General features: G+C 63.1%; 21 protein-coding genes. 14 read left to right on the top strand and 7 right to left on the bottom strand.

Translation table 11 applies throughout. The features are described from left to right. The 3 genes from ACP8LP_RS01020 to ACP8LP_RS01010 are packed head-to-tail and all read left to right on the top strand — an operon-like array spanning position 1 to position 4,478. Positions 1-933 carry a glycosyltransferase family 2 protein gene (locus ACP8LP_RS01020; protein ID WP_435933509.1) on the top strand — a complete coding sequence of 311 codons (933 nt, stop codon included), beginning with the start codon at positions 1-3 and terminating at the stop codon, positions 931-933. Further along, the gene (locus tag ACP8LP_RS01015) at positions 934-2,796 is read left to right on the top strand and encodes an ABC transporter ATP-binding protein (protein ID WP_334353174.1); all 1,863 of its coding nucleotides are present in this window, start codon (positions 934-936) and stop codon (positions 2,794-2,796) included. It begins immediately after the preceding gene. Next, positions 2,793-4,478, top strand: a complete 1,686-nt coding sequence (locus ACP8LP_RS01010; RefSeq protein ID WP_334354732.1) for a glycosyltransferase — start codon at positions 2,793-2,795, stop codon at positions 4,476-4,478. The genes ACP8LP_RS01015 and ACP8LP_RS01010 overlap by 4 nt, the downstream gene beginning before the upstream one ends. Here the strand turns inward: ACP8LP_RS01010 and ACP8LP_RS01005 are convergent. The 7 genes from ACP8LP_RS01005 to rfbA form a co-directional block, all read right to left on the bottom strand. Beyond that, on the bottom strand, positions 4,438-5,304 hold the full coding sequence (locus ACP8LP_RS01005; RefSeq protein WP_334353172.1) for a polysaccharide pyruvyl transferase family protein: 867 nt from the start codon (positions 5,302-5,304) through the stop codon (positions 4,438-4,440). The genes ACP8LP_RS01010 and ACP8LP_RS01005 overlap by 41 nt on opposite strands. A 30-nt stretch (positions 5,305-5,334) precedes the next feature. After that, the gene (locus ACP8LP_RS01000) at positions 5,335-6,594 is read right to left on the bottom strand and encodes a glycosyltransferase family 4 protein (protein ID WP_434285324.1); all 1,260 of its coding nucleotides are present in this window, start codon (positions 6,592-6,594) and stop codon (positions 5,335-5,337) included. A gap of 1 nt (position 6,595) precedes the next feature. After that, positions 6,596-7,651 carry a prephenate dehydrogenase gene (locus ACP8LP_RS00995; RefSeq protein WP_484483218.1) on the bottom strand — a complete coding sequence of 352 codons (1,056 nt, stop codon included), beginning with the start codon at positions 7,649-7,651 and terminating at the stop codon, positions 6,596-6,598. Next, a complete protein-coding gene (locus ACP8LP_RS00990; RefSeq protein WP_334353169.1) occupies positions 7,648-8,649 on the bottom strand; it encodes a CgeB family protein in 1,002 nt (333 codons plus the stop codon). Before ACP8LP_RS00990 ends, ACP8LP_RS00995 begins: the two co-directional genes overlap by 4 nt. Before the next feature lie 85 nt (positions 8,650-8,734). After that, on the bottom strand, positions 8,735-9,979 hold the full coding sequence (locus tag ACP8LP_RS00985) for a zinc ABC transporter permease (RefSeq protein WP_484483217.1): 1,245 nt from the start codon (positions 9,977-9,979) through the stop codon (positions 8,735-8,737). After that, a complete protein-coding gene (locus ACP8LP_RS00980) occupies positions 9,976-11,553 on the bottom strand; it encodes a tyrosine-protein kinase domain-containing protein (RefSeq protein ID WP_484483216.1) in 1,578 nt (525 codons plus the stop codon). Before ACP8LP_RS00980 ends, ACP8LP_RS00985 begins: the two co-directional genes overlap by 4 nt. A gap of 352 nt (positions 11,554-11,905) precedes the next feature. Beyond that, positions 11,906-12,772 (bottom strand): glucose-1-phosphate thymidylyltransferase RfbA, encoded by an 867-nt coding sequence (gene rfbA, locus ACP8LP_RS00975; protein ID WP_484483215.1) that lies wholly within the window; start codon positions 12,770-12,772, stop codon positions 11,906-11,908. Positions 12,773-13,145: 373 nt separating this feature from the next. Between rfbA and ACP8LP_RS00970 the strand changes: the two genes are divergently transcribed. The 11 genes from ACP8LP_RS00970 (at position 13,146) to ACP8LP_RS00920 (ending at position 22,247) form a co-directional block, all read left to right on the top strand. Continuing rightward, positions 13,146-14,360, top strand: coding sequence for a hypothetical protein (locus tag ACP8LP_RS00970; protein WP_490292927.1), 1,215 nt, complete (start codon positions 13,146-13,148; stop codon positions 14,358-14,360). Positions 14,361-14,660: 300 nt separating this feature from the next. Further along, on the top strand, positions 14,661-15,659 hold the full coding sequence (gene rfbB / locus ACP8LP_RS00965; RefSeq protein WP_063279786.1) for a dTDP-glucose 4,6-dehydratase: 999 nt from the start codon (positions 14,661-14,663) through the stop codon (positions 15,657-15,659). Beyond that, positions 15,659-17,047, top strand: a complete 1,389-nt coding sequence (locus ACP8LP_RS00960; protein WP_484483213.1) for a sugar nucleotide-binding protein — start codon at positions 15,659-15,661, stop codon at positions 17,045-17,047. The genes rfbB and ACP8LP_RS00960 overlap by 1 nt, the downstream gene beginning before the upstream one ends. Then, on the top strand, positions 17,047-17,763 hold the full coding sequence (locus tag ACP8LP_RS00955) for a hypothetical protein (RefSeq protein ID WP_334354776.1): 717 nt from the start codon (positions 17,047-17,049) through the stop codon (positions 17,761-17,763). Before ACP8LP_RS00960 ends, ACP8LP_RS00955 begins: the two co-directional genes overlap by 1 nt. Next, complete coding sequence (locus tag ACP8LP_RS00950) at positions 17,757-18,014, top strand: nitrate ABC transporter (RefSeq protein WP_334354727.1); 258 nt, start codon at positions 17,757-17,759, stop codon at positions 18,012-18,014. Before ACP8LP_RS00955 ends, ACP8LP_RS00950 begins: the two co-directional genes overlap by 7 nt. 28 nt (positions 18,015-18,042) lie before the next feature. Next, positions 18,043-18,978: a nucleotidyltransferase family protein gene (locus tag ACP8LP_RS00945; protein WP_484483212.1), complete on the top strand. Its 936-nt coding sequence runs from the start codon at positions 18,043-18,045 to the stop codon at positions 18,976-18,978. Next, positions 18,975-19,244, top strand: a complete 270-nt coding sequence (locus ACP8LP_RS00940; RefSeq protein ID WP_016666784.1) for a PqqD family protein — start codon at positions 18,975-18,977, stop codon at positions 19,242-19,244. The genes ACP8LP_RS00945 and ACP8LP_RS00940 overlap by 4 nt, the downstream gene beginning before the upstream one ends. Before the next feature lie 5 nt (positions 19,245-19,249). After that, a complete protein-coding gene (locus tag ACP8LP_RS00935; RefSeq protein ID WP_016666783.1) occupies positions 19,250-19,828 on the top strand; it encodes an arsenate reductase/protein-tyrosine-phosphatase family protein in 579 nt (192 codons plus the stop codon). A 5-nt stretch (positions 19,829-19,833) separates the two neighbouring features. Next, positions 19,834-20,895, top strand: a complete 1,062-nt coding sequence (locus tag ACP8LP_RS00930; RefSeq protein WP_036975682.1) for a glycosyltransferase — start codon at positions 19,834-19,836, stop codon at positions 20,893-20,895. Positions 20,896-21,066: 171 nt separating this feature from the next. Continuing rightward, positions 21,067-21,756, top strand: a complete 690-nt coding sequence (locus ACP8LP_RS00925) for an FHA domain-containing protein (protein ID WP_016666781.1) — start codon at positions 21,067-21,069, stop codon at positions 21,754-21,756. Positions 21,757-21,758: 2 nt separating this feature from the next. Next, positions 21,759-22,247 carry an FHA domain-containing protein FhaB/FipA gene (locus tag ACP8LP_RS00920; RefSeq protein WP_016666780.1) on the top strand — a complete coding sequence of 163 codons (489 nt, stop codon included), beginning with the start codon at positions 21,759-21,761 and terminating at the stop codon, positions 22,245-22,247. Position 22,248: the final 1 nt, after the last annotated feature.

The following is a 22,248-nucleotide window of genomic DNA, read 5'->3' as shown; positions in this document are numbered from 1 at the left end:
ATGACCATTGCATCGATCATCATCCCGTCGCACCGGGGAGCTGACCGTCTCCCCCGGTTGCTGAGTGCCCTTGCGGCCCAGACGACCGACGACTGGGAGGCCATCGTCGTCATCGATGGTGACATGGACGGCTCCGAGGAAGTCGTGGCCAGGTACTCCCACCTGCCCATCCGTTCCGTGGTGTTCCCGCAGAACCGTGGCCGAGTCGCCGCACTCAATGCCGGTCACGATGCCGCGACAGGGGACGTCCTCATCCGGTGCGACGACGATCTGGAGCCCGCTCCTGACTACGTTGAACGTCACGTGGCCAGCCACGCTGAGCAGGACCAAGGAACCATCGGCATCTGCCTCAACGTCCTCCCCGACACCCGCTACGCGACCGTCTACGGCGCCCAGGCAGACGAACTGTTCCGTGCAGGTGCGTACGAAGCCTCCGCGGACACCACGTGGCGTTTCTGGGCGGGCAACGTCTCGGTGACTCGCGACATCTGGAACCGGATCGGCGAATACGACACCCGTTACCAGGCGTACGGGTGGGAGGACGTCGACTACGGTTGGCGACTTCACGAGGCCGGAGTTCCGATCGTGGTCGACCCCACGCTCGAGACAAGGCACCATGCCGCTGCCATCAACACCGCATCTCGTGCCCCGCGCGCATATCGTTCCGGCCAGGCGAGGCAACTCTTCGACGGGATCCATGGCGCTGAGGTCGCCGGACCGGGCCGTCCGACGGACGACTCGACGTGGAACCGCTTGGTGGGATGGACTGCCGATCACCTGACATATGGCAGGACTCGGACCCTGGCCAAGGCCCTCGACACTGTCCTTCCCGCCATGCCGGCCCCGGTGGCCCGCAAGGCTGTCGCCCTGCTCGTGGAGTCCTCGAGCATCGCCGGCCACGAATCCAGCGAGACCGCCGAGAGGGACTTCTGAATGACCGAGCCAAAAGAATCCTTTTCCAAGCAGCTCCGCTTCCTCATAAGCACCTTCCCCGAGGGCACCAAACCGCGACTCGTCGCATATGTCGCCGGGCAGTCGCTGATCGCATTGATGGACTTTGCCGGTATCGCGCTGATCCTCCCAGTCGCCCAGATCCTCATGGGTGCCCCCACTGATCAGGGGTACATCAGCGTCGCATCGTCGATCTTCGGACATCCCTCCCGAACCCGCCTCGTCGTCTACCTCTGCTGTGCAATCACCCTGGCCTTCCTCGTGAAGGCGGTCGGAACGATCCTGCTGAACTGGTGGCAGACCGGTCTGGTGAGCCGTCTCATGGCGGGCACCTCGGCGAACCTTCTCAAGGTTTACCTCAATGAGGACTACCTCGATCACAAGGAGAGGGATGTACCGGAACTCATCCGCGCGGTTGGCCCCTCCGTCACCGCTGCCCACTTGCACGTCCTCGGGGGCGTGCTCATGCTGACGGGGCAGCTGACGTCGGTTTTTGCGATCCTGATCCTGCTCTTCCTCATCACACCGGCTGCAACGCTCGGAGCCATCGCCTTCTTCGGCCTGTCCATGTTCTTCCTGCAACGCTTCCTGAGCCCTGTCAACTCAGTTGCCGGCCGCGAGGCACAGGAGACCGCATGGACGGTGAGCAAGCGGCTCATCGAACCCATGGACGGATTCCGAGAAGTGTCGATGCACGACTCCCAGCCGTATTTCGTGGATCGCTACCACCGTGCGGTCCTGGAGAACGCCGAAACCATCCGCAAGGCGAATTTCTACACGGGACTTCCGAAGTCCGTCCTCGAGGTCATCACCATCATCTTCCTGTCGGTGATCCTCGTCTTCATCGCGAATTCCTCCAACCCGTCAGCCCTCATGGCAACGTTCTCGGTGTTCATCGCCGCGGCCATTAAACTGCTGCCGTCCATGTCCGCCATCAATGCCACGATGGGAACCATCAACTACGGCAAGACCGGTCTCGAGATCACGGTCAACACCCTGCGCCCCCTCATCGCGTCCCACCAGATCGACACCTCGGCAGAGTGTAACTACCCGTCGGCTGATCTGCCCCCGGAGTACGAGAAGCACCCGCACACCATCGAGGTGCGTGACATCACCTTCAGCTATCCGGACGGGGACCGGCCCGTCCTCAACGATGTGAGCTTCACGATCCCCCCGGGCACCTCCCTGGCGTTGTGCGGTGTCTCCGGATCAGGAAAGACGACCTTGGTCGACATCATGCTTGGCCTCATCAAGCCGAACGGCGGAAGCGTGACCTTCGGTGACAAGGACATCGTTGCCAACGAGACCGAGTGGCACGAGAACATCGCCTACGTCCCACAGGACGTGTTCCTCATCAACGACTCGGTAAGGGCAAACATTGCCTTCGGCATACCGGAGTCCGAGTGGGATGACGATCGCATCAACACGTGCATCGACGCCGCCCAGCTCAGGGGCATCGTCGACGAACTGCCCGAAGGTCTGAACACCGGGATCGGCCCGAAGGGAACCCGCCTGTCGGGCGGCCAGCGTCAGCGAATCGGCATCGCCCGCGCCCTGTACCGGGACCCCCAGGTGCTGGTCCTCGACGAGGCGACGTCGGCCCTCGACAACGCCACCGAGGCCGAGATCACCAAGACAATCCATGGTCTTCAGGGGAAGGTAACGACCATCATCGTCGCCCACCGACTGTCGACCGTTCGTGACGTCGATCAGCTCCTGTTCCTCGAGAACGGGGAGATCACCGCGCGTGGAACGTTCTCACAGGTCGAGCAGCAGTCGCCGTCGTTCGCGCGGCTGGTGGAGCTCGGCGATCTCGATTCCCGTACGAAGGCCCACCAGTCATGACCCGACGCGTGGAGGTGTGCTGGGTTCCGTGTGGTATCCCGGAGCAGGATGACCAGTGCGAGAAGACAGCCGCACTTGCCGCACGGTTGTGGGAGGTCACTGGCCCCACAGCGCTGCGACTCGAGTCGTCCGGGCGCGCGAATGCGCTCCTCGCAGCCATTCCGCACCGCATCACCTTGGTGGTTGCCACGAGTCTCCCCGACCTGGTGGCCGCCACCCGGGCCCGTCATGGCCGGGTGTTCGGCTGGGTCATCTGCGACGAGGACCAGGAGGCATCCGTCCCCGACCACGATCTGGAACGCGTCAGACATGTCTGGGTGACCCGTCCGGTCACCTCCGATGACCTCACCCATGACCTGCGCCACACGTTCGCAATGATTTCGAATCGACTGGGCATCTGGACACCGACGCTTCGAACCGAGATGACCTCATTCCAGCGCCAAGTTCGTGAGCAGGAGCAGCGGCTCAACCCCGGCGACGGCATCCCCGATCTGGTCGACCTTCCCGACCAGATACACCGAGTCGTCTTCCTCGCTCCTCGGGTGCCCGAGATCAGCGGCGGATCGGCCTCCGTCATGAACCTCTCCCAGGCGTTGGTGGACCGCGGAATCGCGGTGAGACACCTGTCGGTCAAACCGGGCACGGGCGTCTCCCCGATCCCTACCCGGACCATCATCCGGGATCCTGAGCTCCACCGAGGACCGGCCCTGCGCAACACCGAGGGTCAGAACATCTTGCGTAATCTCCTCAAGGTGGCGTTCAAGCGAGTCGACCACGTTGCCGACATCCTGAGGCTGAGGCTGACGGCACCATGCCTCGACAGCCACGACGTGCTGGTCTCGAGCCACGCCCTTGCCGCCCAGGCTCTGCACCAGCATCACTTCCCCACCGACGGCGCCCGTCTGCACGTCGGTCAGCACCATTCCCAGTATGAGAGCCTCGCCGGGGAACCTTGGCTGTACGAGGCAATACCCGCACAGTTCTCGTCCGCCGACGCTTTCACAGCACTCACCGATGCTGACGCGCAGAAATTCCATTACTTGGTCGACTGCCCCTGCTTCGGGCTGCCGAATGCCCTTCCGAGCGACCTCGTTGACCCACCGCAGTCATCGCTGACGTCACGCCGGGCAGTCGTCCTGGCACGATTCAGCCCGGAGAAACAACTGCCGCTCATGGCTCGCGCGTTCGCCCGCGCGGTCGAGGGCGATCAGTACCAGGGCTGGATCCTGCACATCCATGGTGCGGGGCCGGAGGAGGACGCCATCCGCACGGCCATCAGGGAGTGTCAGGCCGAGGACCGCGTGATCGTCGAGCCGCCGACGAGGAACATCTCCGCGGTTTACCAAGCGGCAAACCTCAACCTGTTGGCATCCTCATCGGAGGGATTCGGAATGACCATCATCGAAGCAGCCGCTCACGGGGTCCCCTCGCTGGCCTTCGACGTCTCGCCCGGGGTCCACGGACTGTTGTCCGACGGCGCCGGTTGGCTCGTTGACGAGGTGAGCGAGGATGCCTACTGCCAAGCCCTTCAACGGGTACTCGGCTCACCGGAGGAGCTTCACCGTGCCGGTCGGACGGCAAGGTCCACGATTGCCCGCTCCCACGAACCGCAACGCATTGCCGATGAGTTCGCTGGGGCCATCAACCAACTCGTCGACGGTGAATCGGGAACGCCTTCATGAGGCCCGCCTCGATGGCCGCCTGATGGGGCAACGGACGCCACGACGAGACGACGTGGTCGGCCTCGCGGATCATCTCGACCGGGTCGACGGGGCCACGCTTGACCCCGAAGGCCGAGTAGTAGTCGTCGAACTTGTACCGACCGCCGGTGACACCCGGACCCGGCTCGATCCACTGGTTCGGGACACCGAAGGAGTCGGACACAATGAGGCCGTGCAGGCTGGAGGACAACACCAGCCTGCACTGAAGGATCTCGGAGACCACATCCTCGACCGGTGCACAGACGTTGATCAGCTTCACCGACGGGTGGGAGGCGATTTCTCGGCTCCTCTCGTTGTCTCGCTCGGTGAAGTGCGGCACGAAACCAATCCTGTCGGAGGGCTGTCGCTGCAGATGCGATAGCGCCTGGCGCACGAGAATGCCGGGATCACCCAGCGGTACTTCTGGGTACCCGGCCTGCACGAACCGTTCCATGCTGAGGGCACCGCGCAATGCCAGCACCGTGACATCAGGCCCGTTCCACGGACCACCGGGCTCGATGAAACCGCTGCCCCAGATCCACGGACGGGTTTCGGCCAGGTTCTGGGCCCCCTCAAGGATCGAACCCACTGCAACCATGTCCGCAGCACCGATGCCCGAGTACTTGACCGATGCGCCGAAAAGGTTTCGGATCAGCAACGGGCTGAGTTGGTCCCCGAAATTGGCATTTTCGTCGTTGCTACCGGCCCAGTACAGCCGGATCGGCGCGACACGCCACATGAGCGACTTCGGTGCATACTTGCGTACCACGGCCTTGGTGCCACCCATTGCCTCGGAAAGGGTCGTCATTGTCTGCTCGTTCCTGTCAATGCCGGGGCTTCATCTCGTTCTGATGTCCGTGAGGACAATGTCGGCAAGGCGTTCCTTGAAGTGGTCCGGATCGTAGACCCGCGCCCTGTCGACACATCGTGCCGACAGCTCACGGCGGTCCTGCGGGGTCATCGACGCGATCCTACGGGTCTGTTCCTGCAGCTCCTCAGGTGTCGACCAACGTCCGGCCCCATCCACCGGAAGCACCACCTCCCGTGGCCCCGCAGTGTCAATGACGACGGGGATGCAACCGGCCGACATCGCCTCGACAGTGGTGATCCCGAAGTGCTCCTGGGTCTGGGGCATGGCCTTGGCGTCAGACCCGAACCCCTGGGCATGCCAGTAGACCGTCGAGGCCCGGTAGAGGTCCACCAGCTCCGACCAGCGCGCGTTCGGGTGGAACACCACCGGAGCGTCAGCCGCCCTTTCCCGAAGCCTTTGGAGCACTTCCTCGTTCTCGGGTGAACATGCGCCGACGACATGGAGCGCCCAACCGTCCTGGTGCAGGTCCGTCATGCCGGAGAACGTGTCGACCAGCACATCGAGCCTTTTGTGGGGTACGCCCGGAACGTATGGCTCGATCCGTCCGACGGTGATGATCGCCTTCTCCCGATCACCAACGCCCGCACCCAGCTGGTCACAGGCCGGCGGGAGCATGACCGGGTCGATCCCCCACCTGGTGCGAACGTGGGATGCCGTGAACTCGGAATTCGCACACACCGTGTCGTACGTCGTCAGGAAGGACCGACCCTGCCTGAGCGCCGCGCGCTTGACCGCACCCGCCAGTTTGACCCAGCCCTTTCGCAGCGGGTCGGACACCGGGGGTGTCAGATGATGGGGGAAGTGACAGATGTAGATGTTGCGATCGGTCCCCACTCCTGTGAGCTCTGACCTGTACCGGCAGTTGACGAGGACCTCCGGCGCCAGCTCCCTGACCTGCCTGCCCCAGACGTGGTTCTCGACCCCGTCCTGGAGGGCACGAGGCAGCTTTGTCGTCCATGCCTTGGGATTACGGATCGCCACGACCCGAACCCCGCCCAGTTCCACGCCGAAATGTGACTCGATCCATTCCCTGGTGACCCCTGGGAGGGTCACCAGGATGGTCTCGAAGCCGAGGCCGGCCATCGAGGTGGCCACGGTGACGGCGTACCGCTCGGCACCCCCTCCGGCACGCAGACCAGGCATGAACACCACTGCGCGTCCATGGGCGCCATCAGCACCAGACCGACCCTTCATGGCCGGTGGGACATCGGACCTTCCTCCGGACATGTCAGCCGTCCTCGCGCGCTGACGTCCGGCCGGTCAAGGCTTTCGCCACCGCAGCCGCCGGCTCCTCCTCAGGCTGTGGAAGCGGCCGAGTGGGGGGATCGCCCCATCGTGACAGCTGATAGCGGTCCCAGAACTCCGACACCCAAGCCGGCGGGTCGGGATGGTGAACCCACGCCGGCAGACCTCGGCACGCCGCCTCGAGGGTCCCGGTGGAGAAGATGGAGACGACCGGCCGCCCCTCCTCGACCAAGGACTTGCCTGATGCCTCGATGATGACGCCAGCCCTCGCCATGATGCGATGCTGGACACGCGACATGACGTCCGCCTCGTTGGGGTGGGGGCGGTAGATCGCACCGGTCGAGGTGCAGAACTGTGTGTACATCCGTTGTTTGGCAGCTCGGCCCAGTTCGGCACCGTGCAGCTGTCCCAGCATCACGGGCGTCTCGTCAAGGATCTCCACCTTCGGCAGCCTCGAAGCCTTCCACAGCATCTGGGAGCCGGTCACCTCACTGGTGACGTCGGAGCGGCCCGCGCACTGGTATTCGGCGTCGGCCTCGGACCACGCGAACAGGTGGTCCCCCGGGCTCAGCGGAGGAGCCCAGGGCGTCAACAATCCGTGCTGGATGACACAGAACCGAGCATTGTGTCTCGTGGCCCAGGGCTTCACCTGGCGAGCCAGATGATTGAAGGTTCCCAGGGTGAGTACCTGTTCGATCGATGGTGGCAGCCACCCACCCTCGTTCCACTCCATGACGCGTACTGCTCCGGTCGCGGCCTCGCGGGCCTCGGGATGCGCCGAGAGAACGGCCGTACGGTCAGGGTCGAGGTGCTCCAAGGGGTCGAAGGTCGCGTAACGGCAACTCGCTGAGACCTGGTCAAGCACGACCAAGGTCGTGGGACGTTCAACCGGCAGGTACAGCTTCGCCGGAGGGACGGACGGCTGATGTCGCACGAACCTCTTGGCAGCTGCCAGTCCGAACCGCACCCGGTTCCGGCTGTCGGACCACCGGCACCACGCGTCGAGATCGTCGGGGAAGACGAGTCCTGGGCCTGTCATGACCACAGCTCCTCGATGACAGCAGCACGCCGGTCCAAGGTGTGCTCGGCCAACGTGCGGGCCTTCGCAGCCCGGCGCATGGCAATCATGCGGGTCCGATCGGCAAGGACCTGTCGGGCGAGATCAATCGTCTCCTCAGCACTGTGTTGAACGAGTACTTCCTTGCCCGGTTCGTAGAACTCACTGACGTCGTCACGATCGACGATCTGGATCCCGCCGACGGCACACGCCTCGAAGGTACGCATGGTGAAGCCATCCTGGTCACCGTGGACATTGAGCGTCGCGGCCGAGTCCCGCATGATGCCGTAGGCCTCCCCCAAGCTGACGTCGCGGTGGAAGGGGATCCCGGTCGACCTCAGACGCCACGTTCGCAACCGATCAACTGGATGATCGGACCAGTCGCGCCCGTAGGCGACGAGTGGCAGGCCAGCACTCACCAAGGACGTGAAGAGCTTCTGTCGACCGGGCAGGCTGGACCCGACGAAGGTGATGTCGCTCTTGGGCCAACGACCCTCGGGCTTCGTCGAAAGGTTGAAGCCGGTCGGGACGTAGTGGGCATCGATCCCCTTGGCCTGCAGCTGTGTGGTGTCGTCGCGGCTGTAGGTGATGATGGTCGAAACGGTCGACGCCATCTCAATGTCCAGGGTCATACGTCGCAACTCGTCATAGAGCCACGTCACCGAGTGCTTGGTGATGCGGTTGACCTCGCCCCAGTAGTCGGCTCCGAGGACGTCACCCCGGACCGTCAGGACCAGGTCCGGGTGGACGGCGCGAAGACGCTCGATCGCCCTGGCCGTCACGACCTCGGCTGACAGGTGTCCCTCGGTGCCGCGGATCTTGGCCGGCAACTCATACCTCAGCTTGTTCCACGCCTTCTCGACGCGCGGCGCCGCATCGTACCGATGCACGACGACGTCGTAACCGGTCCTCTCGAACGCGTCACCAATGGCATCCCCGTAGCCATGGAAACTGGGGGTTACGACGAGGAGCCGCATCATTTCACCATCCTTAAGGAATCATCTCGGTTTCGCGTCCACCCAAGCGGACTCTTTGACGGCTGCACGACATCGAGCGAGTCGGTCATCACTGCGCGTCCTTCGCGATGGGAACCACAGCCATGCCTTGGCCAGTGTCCAAAGACAACTGCTCCTGCGCCTTGATGGGCGAACCGTATCGCTCGCACAGCGCAACCCCGATGACGATGAAGGCCGGGACAGTGAAGAACACCTCACCCAGTTTCCACGCACACACCAGGATGGCGATTGCTGCGCCCTCCACGACCCGTTGCTCGTCAGAGACTTTCGTTCGCTGGTCCATGAGGCCCCAGACCACGAGGACGAACAGACCCACGACAGCGACCAACAGCGGAATACCACCCTCAACCCGGAGGGCCGCATAGGAGTCGTGAAACCACATCCGGCGGTCGTCGAAGACCAACACCCATGCTGTGCCCAGACCCTCGCCGTACCAAGGAGCTGCATGCACCTTGGCCACCGTCGCGACGTCGATGACACTACGGAACCAGTCCGTCCCGGCCCTGCCGGCGAAGACACCGGTCCGGGCAAGGTTCTCCTCGACATAGCGAATTACACTCCAGCCAAGGAACGCCAAAACCAGGCGCAAGGTTAAACCAAGACGGTCACGGATGAACACCCAGACGCACCCTGCCGCAAACGCCATCATGGAGGTCCGAGATCCCGTCGCAACAGCAGTCGCACTAAATACCAAGAATGCAATCGTGCGGGTCGCCGTCGTACGCAGGATGGCCAAGGCCATGATGCCGATCACCGCATAGACCATCCCGGCCACGTTCTTGTCGCCGAGGAAACCAAGCAGGAAGCCCTCATATCTAGCGCCTCGCAGCGATGTGAAGTTCGCCGGGATGTTGATGAAGACCAGGGCGAATGCATAACCAGCGATGAGGGAACGCCACAGCAGCCGCCGCTGCGCCAGGCAGACCGAAAACAGAACCAGGAGAAACCACCGGAACGACCTTTGCAGCCATGGCTCACCCTCGTGGATCGAGACCGCGATGACCCATGCGAGCACCGTGGCCCACAAGAGCAAATAGAAACCAAAACCTCGTACCTTGATGGTCGGACGCACGAAAGCGCAGACGAAGATCGCACCTGCGACGAGAATGACGTCAATGGGAACCGGCAGACCCGCGTCCCACCTACCCAGGATGAGGCTGCACCCCAACAAGAAGTCAGGAACCCGCGTACTGCCGACACGATCGGCAAGACTACGGACCTTGGTGCCCGTACCCCTACCCTGGCCCGCCACAGCGGCGGACCCGGTGTGCCCTTCAGCAACCAGCTCGATCATTTGGCTCGACGTGGAGTGGGCTCTGGGTCCGTGTCAACGGGTTCCGTTTTCTGGACTCGGACTAGCCTCTCCTTCGGCTGACGATCGTCCTTGACAACGGCAATTGATTCCTGGCTGTCCTGCTCCTCCGTGCCATAAGACGTGTAGTAGCCATGCTTTCCATAATCACCGTAGTACGACCCATACCCATAACCGGCCGCACCATAACCATACAGCACGTCGCCCATCTTCTTACGAGGAACACGAGTCAGCACCGAGCCCAGGAGCGGAGCTCCAACCTGCTCCAGACGCTTGACCACCAAGGACACCTGATCGCGGTGAGTCTCCCCAACCACAGCCACATAAATCGTGCCGTCCGCTATCGTCCCGAGCAAGCCGGCATCCGTGACGGCCAGCAACGGCGGAGCGTCAATGACAACGAAATAGCCTTGCCTGCGCAACTCGGTCAGCAAATCCTTCATCCGCTGAGAGCCAAGCAGCTCGGACGGGTTCGGCGGGATACGCCCCGCGGCTAACATCTGGAGATGCTTGGTCTCGGTTCGCATCAGTGCGTCATCAAGGCTTACGTCACCGGCAAGTACCTGCGAGAGCCCGACGCCCGCTTCAGTGCCGAAAACCTTGTGCTGTACCGGACGGCGCATGTCGGCATCAATGAGGACAACCTTCTCGCCAGCTTGGGCCATTACCACCGCGAGGTGAGTCGAGATCGTCGACTTACCTTCTCCCGGACTCGCGGAGGTGATAACGACCGAACGAGGAGGGTTGTCAACATTAGCGAATCTGAGGTTCGTACGAAGCTGGCGGAACGCTTCACCAGTCACGCCGGAGAGATGGACAATCGACTTCTTACGCTGTTCCGCAAGCTTCTTGTCATCTGGTACGACGGCAAGGGTTCCCGAACCCGTAAGCTCTTCAACCGTCGCCTGGTCCCTGACCTTGACGTCGAACTGCTTCCGAACAACTGCGATGACCGCACCGATAAGGAATCCAATCACCAAACCAGCTGCAAGGAACAGTGCCAGCGACTTCCCACGGTCACCGGCTGGAAGGCCGGCGGACTCATAGCCGAGAACATGCACCGAGGTCATCTTGGCCAACTGGGCATCGCTCTTGTTGCCCGACCCGGCAGTCTGACCATAGGTCTCCATTCGCAGGGCCTCAGAAATGAGCGCCTCCAACCCCGCATTGGCAAGGGCTTGAGCGTTCTTGGCAGTGTCGCCAGTCGCTTTGATGTCGATAAAGGCAGTGTCACTTGGCGCGGATGCTGTCAGATGGCCACTCGCAGCCTCTGGGATACCTTGTTTCCTGAGGATCTCGGCTGTCTTTTGAGACATGGTTCGCGTCTCGACGAGCTTCGTGTAGGTCGTTGCGCGCTGCTGGGCGATCGTGTTGCCCGACATGGCTCCGCCGACGGAGGCAGAGTCACCAGCCACGACCATGCCTGTCGCTTTGGCCGTAAACACCTCTGGGCGGGTCAACTGATATGCCGCGCCGATCAATCCTCCTATCACGGTGCAGATGATCAACAGGGCAAGATTGCGCCGCAGAACGCGGACTACGTCAACGACTGTCACGGGGATTGGACTCCTCCAATTCTGGGGCTGCAGGCGCTGTGATGCCTCTCAACCGGCACGGACAGCTTACAGTCTGGCGTGACATCGAGCGAGTTGGAGGCAAGACCCCTCATCAAAAGAGCCCGGCGTGCTGAACAGCCTGCCCCACAGTCCCGTACAGCCAAGAACGGCGAGCTCCTCGCCGTCAGCACCGGGAACATGACAACCGTCATGTTCCCTCCATCAAGATCGAGGTTGTCCACACCAACGGCTGGTTCGAGTCTCCCGCACTTCCAGGATCCACATTCGTCACGGAATTGCTCGAGCCGATGACCGAAGGAACTCGCCAGATCGGAAACCCCTGGACCTGATCTCAGCTGGTCAACAGGCTACGCAGGTAAGCACCATATCCAGATTTCTCGAACTTCCCCGCCCTGGCGAGGAGATCATCGTCTGACAGGAACCCACAACGCCATGCAGCCTCTTCTGGGCAGCCCACCTGAAGACCCTGCCTGGCTTGAATGGCACGCACGAAGTTCCCGGCATCGTTGAGGGAGTCGAACGTCCCAGTGTCCAACCAGGCGGTGCCGCGCGGCAGAAGCTCGACATGCAGACGTCGCTGTTCCATGTAGGTCCGATTGACGTCGGTGATCTCCAGTTCACCACGCGCCGAGGGTCTGAGACCACGAGCGACCTCAACGACATCGTTGTCATAGAAGTAAAGCCCAGGCACCGCCCAATGTGACTTCGGATGCTCCGGCTTCTCCTCAATCGACAGTGCGAACCCATCATCGTCAATCTCGACGACGCCGTAAGCGCTCGGATCGGCAACCCGGTAGCCAAAGACGAGGGCTCCGTCCACTGATTGAGCCTTGGCCTGGAGGCGAGTTCCCAACCCCGGCCCTGAGAAGATGTTGTCCCCCAGAATGAGGCACGATGAATCACTCCCGATGAATTCGGCCCCGATGGTGAACGCCTGAGCGAGACCCTTGGGTTCGGGCTGCACTGCGAACTCGATGGATATTCCAAACTGGGAACCATCGCCGAGCAAGTGGCGAAAGGCCTCGGCCTCATGAGGGGTGGTGATGACCAAGACATCCCGGATGCCGGCAAAGATCAAGGTCGTCAGTGGGTAGTAGATCATCGGCTTGTCGTAGACAGGCATGAGCTGTTTACTCGTCCCCAGAGTGATCGGGTGGAGTCGGGAGCCAGTACCACCGGCCAAGACGATGCCTCGCATGCCCCCCATCATGCCAGACATGATGAACACGACACGGCGCAGGTCACACCGGCCGTACGTTCTTTCCGGGCATCATCGACATGAGCAACCGGATGAACGCGACACCGTCAGAGCACAAACCGAACAACTGTATGAGGGAGCTGTTCACACTGTGGCCGGCACGCTTCATGTGGACCATGTGCACGTGCTATATTCTGACTAATTCTACCGTAGCTACCGACAGACCCCCATAACTCTCGGCAGAACCTTTGCCACTTCTCAAGGAGCAGACATGGACAGCAAAGACAGGCAAGCCCACGCAACTGGGCCATCGCAAGTATCGCGTAGGTCAGTGGCCAAGGGCACTGCATGGGCAGTGCCGGCGATTACCAGCATGACTCTGGTGCCAGCCTTTGCGGCCAGCGCGCAGCGCAAGCAGGTCACCATCACCTTCGACGCAAAGAAACACAAAGAGACCATCCAGTGCGTACGGGTACCAGCCGAAGCCACCGACATCCGCTATTCCATCCGCGGCGGAGCGGGCGGCGCAGGCCCCAAGGACAGCTGGGGCGAACGGGGCGGATCCGGTGCCGAAGTACAAGGCCAGATTCATCGGCCCGGCGAAGGTACGGCCGCCGCACAGGAGTTCACCATCTGGGGTGTGGCCGGTGGCTACGGGCCCACGGCCGCATGGAACGATAATGCCGTCGAGTTCGCAACCGGCTACGGCAACGGCGGTCCGTCAATGGGTGTGCCCTACCACACCAGTACCGTCTCAACTGAGCAATGGTCTGAACGTTGGTGCCACGGTGGCGGCGCCGGTTCGGCAATAGCCATCGGCGGTGACCCCGAGGGGCCAGGCCAGCTCGTGGCGGTGGCCGGCGGCGGTGGAGCCGCCGGTACAGGCACGTATTCGCGTGAGGCGGCGAATATGGGCCCCAACGTCTGGCCTGTCCGAGAGGGAGGCAACGGAGGCAACGGAGGCAAGAGCTGGGACGGCGCCGATGGCGGCCAGTCCCACTACGAGACGAAATATGCCCAGGTCACTGCAGCCGGCGGTTCGGGAGCCCGTGGCGGTCAGGGCGGCAACGGAGGTAGCACGGCAAATACCTCGTACGTCCCCAAAGACCTCGAGTTCGACAAGATCATTGCGGGCCAGGCCGGCGGCAACCACGGTGGTGGCAACGGGGGTGCGCCTGTCAAGTTCGAGCGCAGGCGTAGCGTCAGGGGGGACGGTCACATTGATGACTACATCGCGCTGTCCTCGGCTGCGGGTGGCGGCGGCTACGCCGGCGGTGGTTCCGGGGCACTCGTCGTCATTTCGCGCAACCCGATCTTGAAGTGGGCGGCCAGCGACGTCCCTGGACAGTTGGGGGCCATTGGTGCCGGCGGCGCTGGCAGCAGCTACCTCGCACCCAGCCTGGACGGTGGTTTCAGCGCGACCGGGGAGATCGACTTCCCCGACACTGGTGGCGTGCGCACCAATGGCACAGTGCACATGGCACCCAGTCTGCCGAAGAACTACGGCGAGCCCGGAAACGTCACGATCAGTTTCTGGGTCCCCGAGGACATGTCTTCAAAACCCAGGGACTACACCGACAAGTGCTGAGGCATTCTCGGATGTCCTCGTGACAGGGAGGGGAAGGTGAATCTGATTCACCTTCCCCTCCCTGATCTTCGAGGGATTGACCAACGACTGACACCTGCTCACGATGCAAAGGACAGTCAGCGAGCGAATGTCAAGCACCTCGTGGCGGGATGGCGATGTTGGCTCTCACGTGCCGGGCCACCAACGGGGGACGTGGTACTGCATGAAGACGGTTTGATGTGAGGACGGTTCCACCGCGAAACCATGCCGCCCCTGCCACGAGTGAAGCCATCAAGCATTGCTTCCTCTACACTGCCTGTTATGCACTCCCTTCTCGTCACTGGCGGAGCCGGATTCATCGGCAGCAACTTTGCCCACTGGATCATCAACAACACTGACGCCACAGTGACGGTGTTGGACGCCATGACGTATGCCGCCAGTGAGGCCTCCCTGGAAGGACTGCCGCGCAACCGATTTCAGCTAGTACGCGGATCGGTGTGTGATGCTGATCTCGTCGACGAGCTCGTCTCCCATCACGACGCCGTCGTCCACTTCGCCGCTGAATCCCACAATGACAATTCCTTGGACGGCCCGGCCCCGTTCATCCAAACCAACATCGTCGGCACCTTCACCCTGTTACAAGCCGTCCGCAAACACGAAAAGCGGCTACACCACATTTCCACTGACGAGGTCTATGGCGATCTTCAACTCGACGACCCCACCAAGTTCACCCCACAAACTCGATACAACCCGTCGTCGCCCTACTCAGCTTCCAAAGCCTCCTCGGACCTTCTGGTACGTGCTTGGGTACGCTCATTCGGAGTCCAAGCCACCATCTCGAACTGCTCGAACAACTATGGCCCACGCCAGCACGTCGAGAAGTTCATCCCCCGTCAGATCACCGAAATCCTTGAGGGACGACGCCCCAAGCTCTACGGCAGCGGTCTCAATGTTCGCGACTGGATCCACGTCGACGACCACAACTCGGCCGTGTGGACGATCCTCGAACGCGGCACGATCGGCGAAACGTACCTCATCGGAGCCGACGGTGAACTCGACAACAAAACCGTCATCGAACTCATCCTTGAACTCATGGGCCAGCCCATCGACGGCTACGACCACGTCAACGACCGCCCCGGCCACGACCTGCGCTACGCCATCGACGCCACCAAGCTGCGCCAGGAACTCGGCTGGCAGCCCGAGTACACGAACTTCCGCGACGGCCTGGCAGCGACAATAGACTGGTACCGCGGCAATCAGTCGTGGTGGCTCCCCCAGAAGGAGACCACCGAGGCCACCTACGCCGCGAAAGGGCAGTGATGAGTGACCTGAGCATCGACACCACCGACATCCCGGGCCTTCTCGTCCTGCACCTGCCCCTGCACGGTGACAACCGCGGCTGGTTCAAGGAGAACTGGCAACGCGAGAAGATGACCGCTCTCGGCCTACCTGATTTCGGACCAGTACAAAACAACGTGTCGCACAACGCCCAGGCAGGCGTCACCCGAGGCATGCACGCAGAACCGTGGGACAAGCTCGTCTCGGTGGCAACTGGGCGCATCCTCGGCGCCTGGGTGGATCTACGTGACGGGAACTCCTTCGGCAACGTCGTCACCGTCGAGATGGGTCCGGAAACCGCCGTGTTCGTCCCCCGGGGCGTCGCCAACGGCTACCAGGCCCTCGAGGACGGCACGACCTACACCTACCTCGTCAACGACCACTGGTCGGCCGAGGCCAAGAAGTCCTACACCTTCGTCAACCTTGCCGACCCGGCACTGGGCATCGAGTGGCCGATCCCGCTGGACGAAGCCGAGCTGTCCGAGGCTGACCGTCATCACCCACCGCTGAGCGGGGTCATCCCCTTCCGTAAACCGCGCACCGTCGTGCTGGGATCCAACGGCCAGCTCGGCAAAGCACTGCGCCCACTCCTGCCCGACGCCGAGTTCACCACCCGAGAGACCCTCGACCTGTCCAACCCGGCCAGCCTAGACACCTTCGACTGGAGTGGGGTCGGCACCATCATCAACGCCGCCGCCTACACCGCCGTTGACGCCGCCGAAGACCCGGCCAACCGTGCCACAGTCTGGGCCGCCAACGTCTCCGGCGTCGCCCAACTCGTCCGGATTGCCGCTGACCGACGCGCCACCTTGGTCCACGTCTCCAGTGACTACGTCTTCGACGGCACCAAAACCCTCCACAACGAGGACGAGGCGTTCAGCCCGCTGGGCATCTACGGCATCACCAAGGCCGCCGCCGACGAGATCGTCACCGCGTACCCCCGCCACTACGTGCTACGCACCAGCTGGGTCGTCGGCGAAGGCAACAACTTCGTCAACACCATGGCCAGTCTGGCCCGTCGCGGCATCAGTCCTCAGGTCGTCTCCGATCAGCACGGTCGTCTCACCTTCACCCGTGACCTTGCCGCCGCAATCATCCACCTGCTGACGACCGGGGCACCTTTCGGCAGCTACAACATCTCCAACGAGGGACCGACGCAGACCTGGTTCGACATCGCGAACGAGATCTTCACCCTGCTGGGAGCCGACGGCACCGTCACCCCGACGACCGCCGCCGAATGGGGCAAGGGCAAGGACTTGGCACCGCGTCCCGAGCATTCCACCCTCGACCTGTCCCGCATCGAGGCCAGCGGGTTCACCCCGGCCACGACTGCTCATCGGCTGCGCGAGCACCTGGGCGTGACCAAGTGATGGATTTGGCAGCCCTCGGCACCACGGTGCAGGTTGACGTCTCCAAGACCGGGCTGGACCAGGAGGAGCTGCGCCATGCGTGGGCACGTTGCCTCAGCGCCCCGGATCCCGAACCGGTCCTGCTCGCCCCCGGCCCGATGACGGCATCCTCCCTGACCCAAGAGATCACCCGGAAACTCATCTCACGTCAGATTGGCCGCCTCCTCATGTTTCACGCCGGCGCGGTGTGTCACCCAGCCACTGGGGACTCAGTTGTCTTCATCGCCCCTGGCGGCACCGGGAAAACCACCCTTGCCACGTACCTGGGGCGACGATATGGATACATCAGCGACGAAACGGTTGCCATCGAGCCCGACACCTGGCGGATCCTCCCTTACCCCAAACCGCTGTCTACCCGTCGTCCCGACCTCTTGGGGGAGAAGGCAGAATTCAGCCCCGACGACCTGGGACTGCAGCCCTGCCACCCCGACCCCCACGTCAGCCACCTCGTGCTGCTGGCACGAGACGATTCCCACAACACTCTCACCACCCCCGTGCGGCGTCTTGACGCCATGGTGACGATGGCCGAACAGTCCTCGTCCCTCCACAAACTCCCCAACCCACTGTGCTTGCTGGCCGATCTCATCTCGCACACCGGAGGGGTCTGGCAAGCCCAATACGCGGAGCACGACACCCTCGGACCATTCATTGAGGACCTTTTGGGGGCACCATGCTGATTCAGCGTGCCAACGTCACAGACATCTGGTTCGAGGACGACGAGGCACTCGTCATCGTCGATGATGCCATTTTCCGGCTCTCCCCCCTCGCCGTCGCGATATGGGACGTTCTCGAGACCCCACTCGAATTCGACGAGTTGGGTCGCGAACTCGAGGCCCTTGTCGGGCCACCGCCCGACGGTACATTGACCGAGGCGCTCACGAGTTTCGTCGGCACCATGACCCGCAACGGGATATTGATGAAAACATGACGCCACTTCATTGATAAGCTCCAGAGCGATGACTGGCGTAATCGAGGGGACACTTCGCACCGCGAGTCGCATCGAGTTGACACATGGCGTCCTACAACGGCTGGCCGACCGATGCGGCGCCGACGTGCTACACATCAAAGGCCCCACTGTCTCCCCAGAATTTCTGGAGCACTGCGTCGTCAATGACGAGGACACCGTCATCCCACGCGGCTCCACGGACGCAGACGTCCTCGTGCGTCCTGAGCACCTCGCCCAGTTCGAGTCCATGCTGGTCAATCACGGCTGGCACAAGGTCGCCGACTTCCGCAAGGGATCCGCCTTCGGTCACGCCGCCAATTACTGGCACGAGCTCCTCGGCTACGTCGACGTCCACCGTCAATTCCCTGGCATCGACATCGCGCCCTCACCGGCATTCCAAGCCCTGTGGACCCGTCGTCAAGGAATCGACATCGCCCACACCCCCATCCACACTCCCAGCGTCACCGACCAGCGCCTCATCCTCCTGCTGCATGCCGCCCGCAGTGGCAACCCGAACCATCCCGACAAGGTGCGATGCTGGGACGACGCCAGCGATCAGGAGCGCCAGACGGTGCGCACCCTGGCCCGCGATCTCGACGCCCAGGTCGCCCTGGCCGCCGCCATCGGCGAACTGGAGCAGTACCGCGGACACCGCACCTATGACCTGTGGCGACAGTTCTCGACCGGCGACCCCAGTCGTCTGCACGAGTGGCGCGCTCGAGTCCGCGCCGCCCCCACCCGCAAGGAAGCCGTCAAGGTAGTTCTGAATTCCCTCGCTCTCAATCGACCGCACCTCCGCATGGACCTCGGCCATGACCTCACCCGCGCCGACATCGTTCGCGGCTACTGGGACCGCACCGTCAGGGCCTCCCAGGAGGTCTTTCACGTCGCCCGGGAACAGGTGTGCAAGCAGCTGGACTCCCGACGTCGAAAGGGACGCCGATGACGTGGCGGATCAGCCCCAACGTGGCCTGGACGTACGACGAGGATGGCGTAGCTGTGGCTACCGTCCCGGATACCCAGGTGTATCGCCTCGACAGCAGCGGCGGAATCATCTGGGACGCCGTCGCCGAGCGCCCGGGAGCGACGACCGAGGAGATCGTCGCGGACGTCGCCGCCCTGGTCCAAGTGCCTGCCGACCACATCTGTGAGGACGTCATCAGCTACCTCCACCACCTGGAATCACTCGGTACCGTGATCGCGAGAGGTTGACGATCATGACCGAACACGCACAGTCGACGGCCCCGCTGCGAATCCATTTCGTCTGCACGGCCAATATCTGCCGCTCGGCGTATTGCCATGCCCGGGCAGCCCACCTGTTCAATCCCTCGCGCTTCGAGGTCTCCAGTTCAGGCATCCAGGCCGAGGAAGGCCTGCCGATGTGGGAGCGGATGCGCCGCGAGCTCGAACGCCATCAATCCGAGGCGACCGCGACCTCCTCCCACCAGATCGAGATCGACGACGCGGTGGAAGCCGACCTCATATTGACGATGACGGCCGGACAACGGGACGCCATCGTCGGATGGTGGCCGCAAGTGATGAAACGGACCTTCACCCTGCCGCAATTCGTCGCCATCGCCAGTGCGCTCACCTGGGGCGACCCCACGATGGACCCTCGACTGGTCATTGACAAGGCATTTCAGAATCGTTCTGCGGCCGGCGCGACCAACGACATCGAGGATCCGTACCGTCAGAGCAGTGAGGTCGTACGGGCCTGCGCCGACGAATTGGACGGACTTCTTGAGGATCTAGAACACATGCTGACCCCCGTAAAGCCCCGTCGCGCGGCAGAATGAGCACCATGCACCTCGATCTCGGCCTCGCCCAGACCATCAACCGCGCAACCCACGTCACCCGCGGATTCCGCCGCATCGTCATGGTGACCGCCACCGGGGACAACCGTCCCGATCGCCTCGTCGCCGATCTCACCGACGAGTTCTCCCGCCGTGGAATCGAGGTGTCACAGCTTCCGATCGAAGGATCCGAGGGCATCACGGTCCCCTCGTCGGTGCCGGCCCCGGCCCGCAAGGTCTTGAAGAAGTGGTCACTCCACCGTCAGGAGAAAACTCGCCAAGACCTCGGCGAGAGCCTCGACCACCAATCCGCGATCATCGTGACCGATCCCAACCGTCTCGACGAGGTCGCTGATCTCCCGGTCGCTGGCCAGGCCGACCGTCCGGTCGTCGTCCTGCTCGCCACCGACCCCGACAAGGCTCCTGATGAGCTCCCCCAGCTCGTCGACCTCGTCGTCACCCCGAACCCCGACACCAATCCCTGGAAGCATCTCGGTGTTCCGGTGCACTCCATCGGTGTGCCGGCCGCAGGCTCCAGCCCGGCCCCTGGTGACCGCCCGAAGCGAGTCGCCCTGCTCGGCCCATGCACCGATGAGGAGCTCTCGGAAGCCCTCGCCACCTTCGACCGAGCCTGCCAGGTCGTCCCCGGCTGGTCCCTGGAGGTCTGCCTCGACGACGAGACCCGCGTCCACTCCGCAGTGGCCGCCCGCCGTGACGTCGGAATCCATCCGACCGGATCTGAGAACACCATCATGAACCAGAGCGAGTTGGCCCTGGTCCTGACCCGCGAGGAGGACCTCGCCTCCCGGATCCTCGACGCTGCTGGTGCCGGACTGCCCGCCATCGCCTACGCCGACACCCCTGCGGCAGCTGACATCCTCTCTCGCAGCGGATATCCGGCCACGAACATGGAGGAACTGGCCAGCGCTCTTTCCCAGGGCATGGCCGATGCCCCGCTGCGTCGTATCCAGCGCGAGTCTGCGGCCGATGTCGTCTCCGACCATGGCAGCTCGAAGATCGGTGACGCATGGCTCGACCTCATGTTCACCGTGGGGCGCAGCCGCCGCTGACCTTCCCACCGGCCCCGGTGGCGCTTCCGAAGCCGCTTTCGAGTGCGACGTCCGCCACGCGGAACACGACCGCCACAGGGTATCGTCGGACCTTCTGGGTACACTCGCATGGTGGTAGCCCGTGTGAAACGGGCCGCCCAGCCTGACATGTCAGCCGGAAGGAGGAGCCGGGTGGGTTTCCTGGACAAGGTCGAGAAGTCGATCGAAGGCGCCGTCAGTGGCGTCTTCGCGCGCGCCTTCCGTGGCGAGGTTGAGCCGGTGGAGATCGCCGGTCGGCTGCAGCGCGAGCTCGACTCCGAAGCGCAGATCCTGTCCCGCGACAAGTCACTGGTTCCCAATGATTTCGTGGTCCGGCTGTCCAGCCATGATTACGAGCGTCTCGTCCCCTACACCAAGACCCTCAATGCCGAGATCATCCCGACCCTGCGTGACCACGCCAGCGAGCGTCACTACGTCTTCAACGGGCCCATCCATATCCGTTACGACCTGGACGACTCCCTACCAGTCGGCAAATTCACCGTTCTGACGGGCGAGAACCACGCCAAGGCCACCGCTGGCCGTCGTGCGCCGCTGGTACTGGAGGTCAACGGGGTGCGTCATCCCCTCACTCCCCCGGGCCTGACGATCGGCCGAGGTTCCGATGCTGACATTCGCATCAACGATCCGGGCATTTCTCGTCTCCATGCTCGTGTCAACGTCTGGCCCCAGGGCGACGGAATTGGCCTGTCCATCGAGGATCTCAACTCCACCAATGGGGTGTCGGTCAACGGAGTCAAGGTCTCCAGCGCTGAGATCAGCGACGGGTCACGCATCGAGATCGGCTCCACACGGATGCTGGTCCATTCTCCGACGGGGATGTGATCGTGAGCGAATTCCTCGTCACACTGTTACGCATTGCCTACTTGGCGGTGTTGTGGATCTTCATCCTGCTCGTCACGAACGTCATTCGTACCGACATCTACGGTCACCGGGTGCCTCGCAATGCTGAGGCCGCTGCCGTGGGTTCTGGGCGAGGTGGCAAGGGCCGCAAGGCTCGTCGTCGCGAGGTCGCCCCGGCACCGACTGGTCTGCAGGTCATCTCCGGCAGTGGGGCCGGCACATATGTCCCGCTGGCCAACGGCGTCACCGTGGGGCGGGGCAACGACTGCACCCTTCCCATTGACGACGACTACGCCTCCACCCGCCATGCCGAGTTCAGCCCCGGCATCGACGGCGCATGGTTCGTCGAGGATCTGGCCTCGACGAATGGCACCCATGTCAACGGTGAGCGCATCGAGAACCCGACGCGCCTGTCGGTGGGGGACGAGGTGCGAATTGGCAGGACCGTCATGACCGTCACCGGCGGGCGGTGAG

It is taken from the genome of Cutibacterium sp. LaCa_89 (assembly GCF_058177555.1).
The sequence above is the reverse complement of the archived record's forward strand: the minus strand, read 5'-3'. Positions and strand labels throughout refer to the sequence as shown.

Excerpts from the sequence above, each read along its gene's own strand:
- ACP8LP_RS01020 (WP_435933509.1), top strand. The coding sequence starts at position 1 with ATGACCATTGCATCGATCATCATCCCGTCGCACCGGGGAGCTGACCGT.
- ACP8LP_RS01015 (WP_334353174.1), top strand. The coding sequence starts at position 934 with ATGACCGAGCCAAAAGAATCCTTTTCCAAGCAGCTCCGCTTCCTCATA.
- ACP8LP_RS01010 (WP_334354732.1), top strand. The coding sequence starts at position 2,793 with ATGACCCGACGCGTGGAGGTGTGCTGGGTTCCGTGTGGTATCCCGGAG.
- ACP8LP_RS01005 (WP_334353172.1), bottom strand. The coding sequence starts at position 5,304 with ATGACGACCCTTTCCGAGGCAATGGGTGGCACCAAGGCCGTGGTACGC.
- ACP8LP_RS01000 (WP_434285324.1), bottom strand. The coding sequence starts at position 6,594 with ATGTCCGGAGGAAGGTCCGATGTCCCACCGGCCATGAAGGGTCGGTCT.
- ACP8LP_RS00995 (WP_484483218.1), bottom strand. The coding sequence starts at position 7,651 with ATGACAGGCCCAGGACTCGTCTTCCCCGACGATCTCGACGCGTGGTGC.
- ACP8LP_RS00990 (WP_334353169.1), bottom strand. The coding sequence starts at position 8,649 with ATGATGCGGCTCCTCGTCGTAACCCCCAGTTTCCATGGCTACGGGGAT.
- ACP8LP_RS00985 (WP_484483217.1), bottom strand. The coding sequence starts at position 9,979 with ATGATCGAGCTGGTTGCTGAAGGGCACACCGGGTCCGCCGCTGTGGCG.
- rfbA (WP_484483215.1), bottom strand. The coding sequence starts at position 12,772 with ATGCGAGGCATCGTCTTGGCCGGTGGTACTGGCTCCCGACTCCACCCG.
- ACP8LP_RS00970 (WP_490292927.1), top strand. The coding sequence starts at position 13,146 with ATGACTCTGGTGCCAGCCTTTGCGGCCAGCGCGCAGCGCAAGCAGGTC.
- rfbB (WP_063279786.1), top strand. The coding sequence starts at position 14,661 with ATGCACTCCCTTCTCGTCACTGGCGGAGCCGGATTCATCGGCAGCAAC.
- ACP8LP_RS00960 (WP_484483213.1), top strand. The coding sequence starts at position 15,659 with ATGAGTGACCTGAGCATCGACACCACCGACATCCCGGGCCTTCTCGTC.
- ACP8LP_RS00955 (WP_334354776.1), top strand. The coding sequence starts at position 17,047 with ATGGATTTGGCAGCCCTCGGCACCACGGTGCAGGTTGACGTCTCCAAG.
- ACP8LP_RS00950 (WP_334354727.1), top strand. The coding sequence starts at position 17,757 with ATGCTGATTCAGCGTGCCAACGTCACAGACATCTGGTTCGAGGACGAC.
- ACP8LP_RS00945 (WP_484483212.1), top strand. The coding sequence starts at position 18,043 with ATGACTGGCGTAATCGAGGGGACACTTCGCACCGCGAGTCGCATCGAG.
- ACP8LP_RS00940 (WP_016666784.1), top strand. The coding sequence starts at position 18,975 with ATGACGTGGCGGATCAGCCCCAACGTGGCCTGGACGTACGACGAGGAT.
- ACP8LP_RS00935 (WP_016666783.1), top strand. The coding sequence starts at position 19,250 with ATGACCGAACACGCACAGTCGACGGCCCCGCTGCGAATCCATTTCGTC.
- ACP8LP_RS00930 (WP_036975682.1), top strand. The coding sequence starts at position 19,834 with ATGCACCTCGATCTCGGCCTCGCCCAGACCATCAACCGCGCAACCCAC.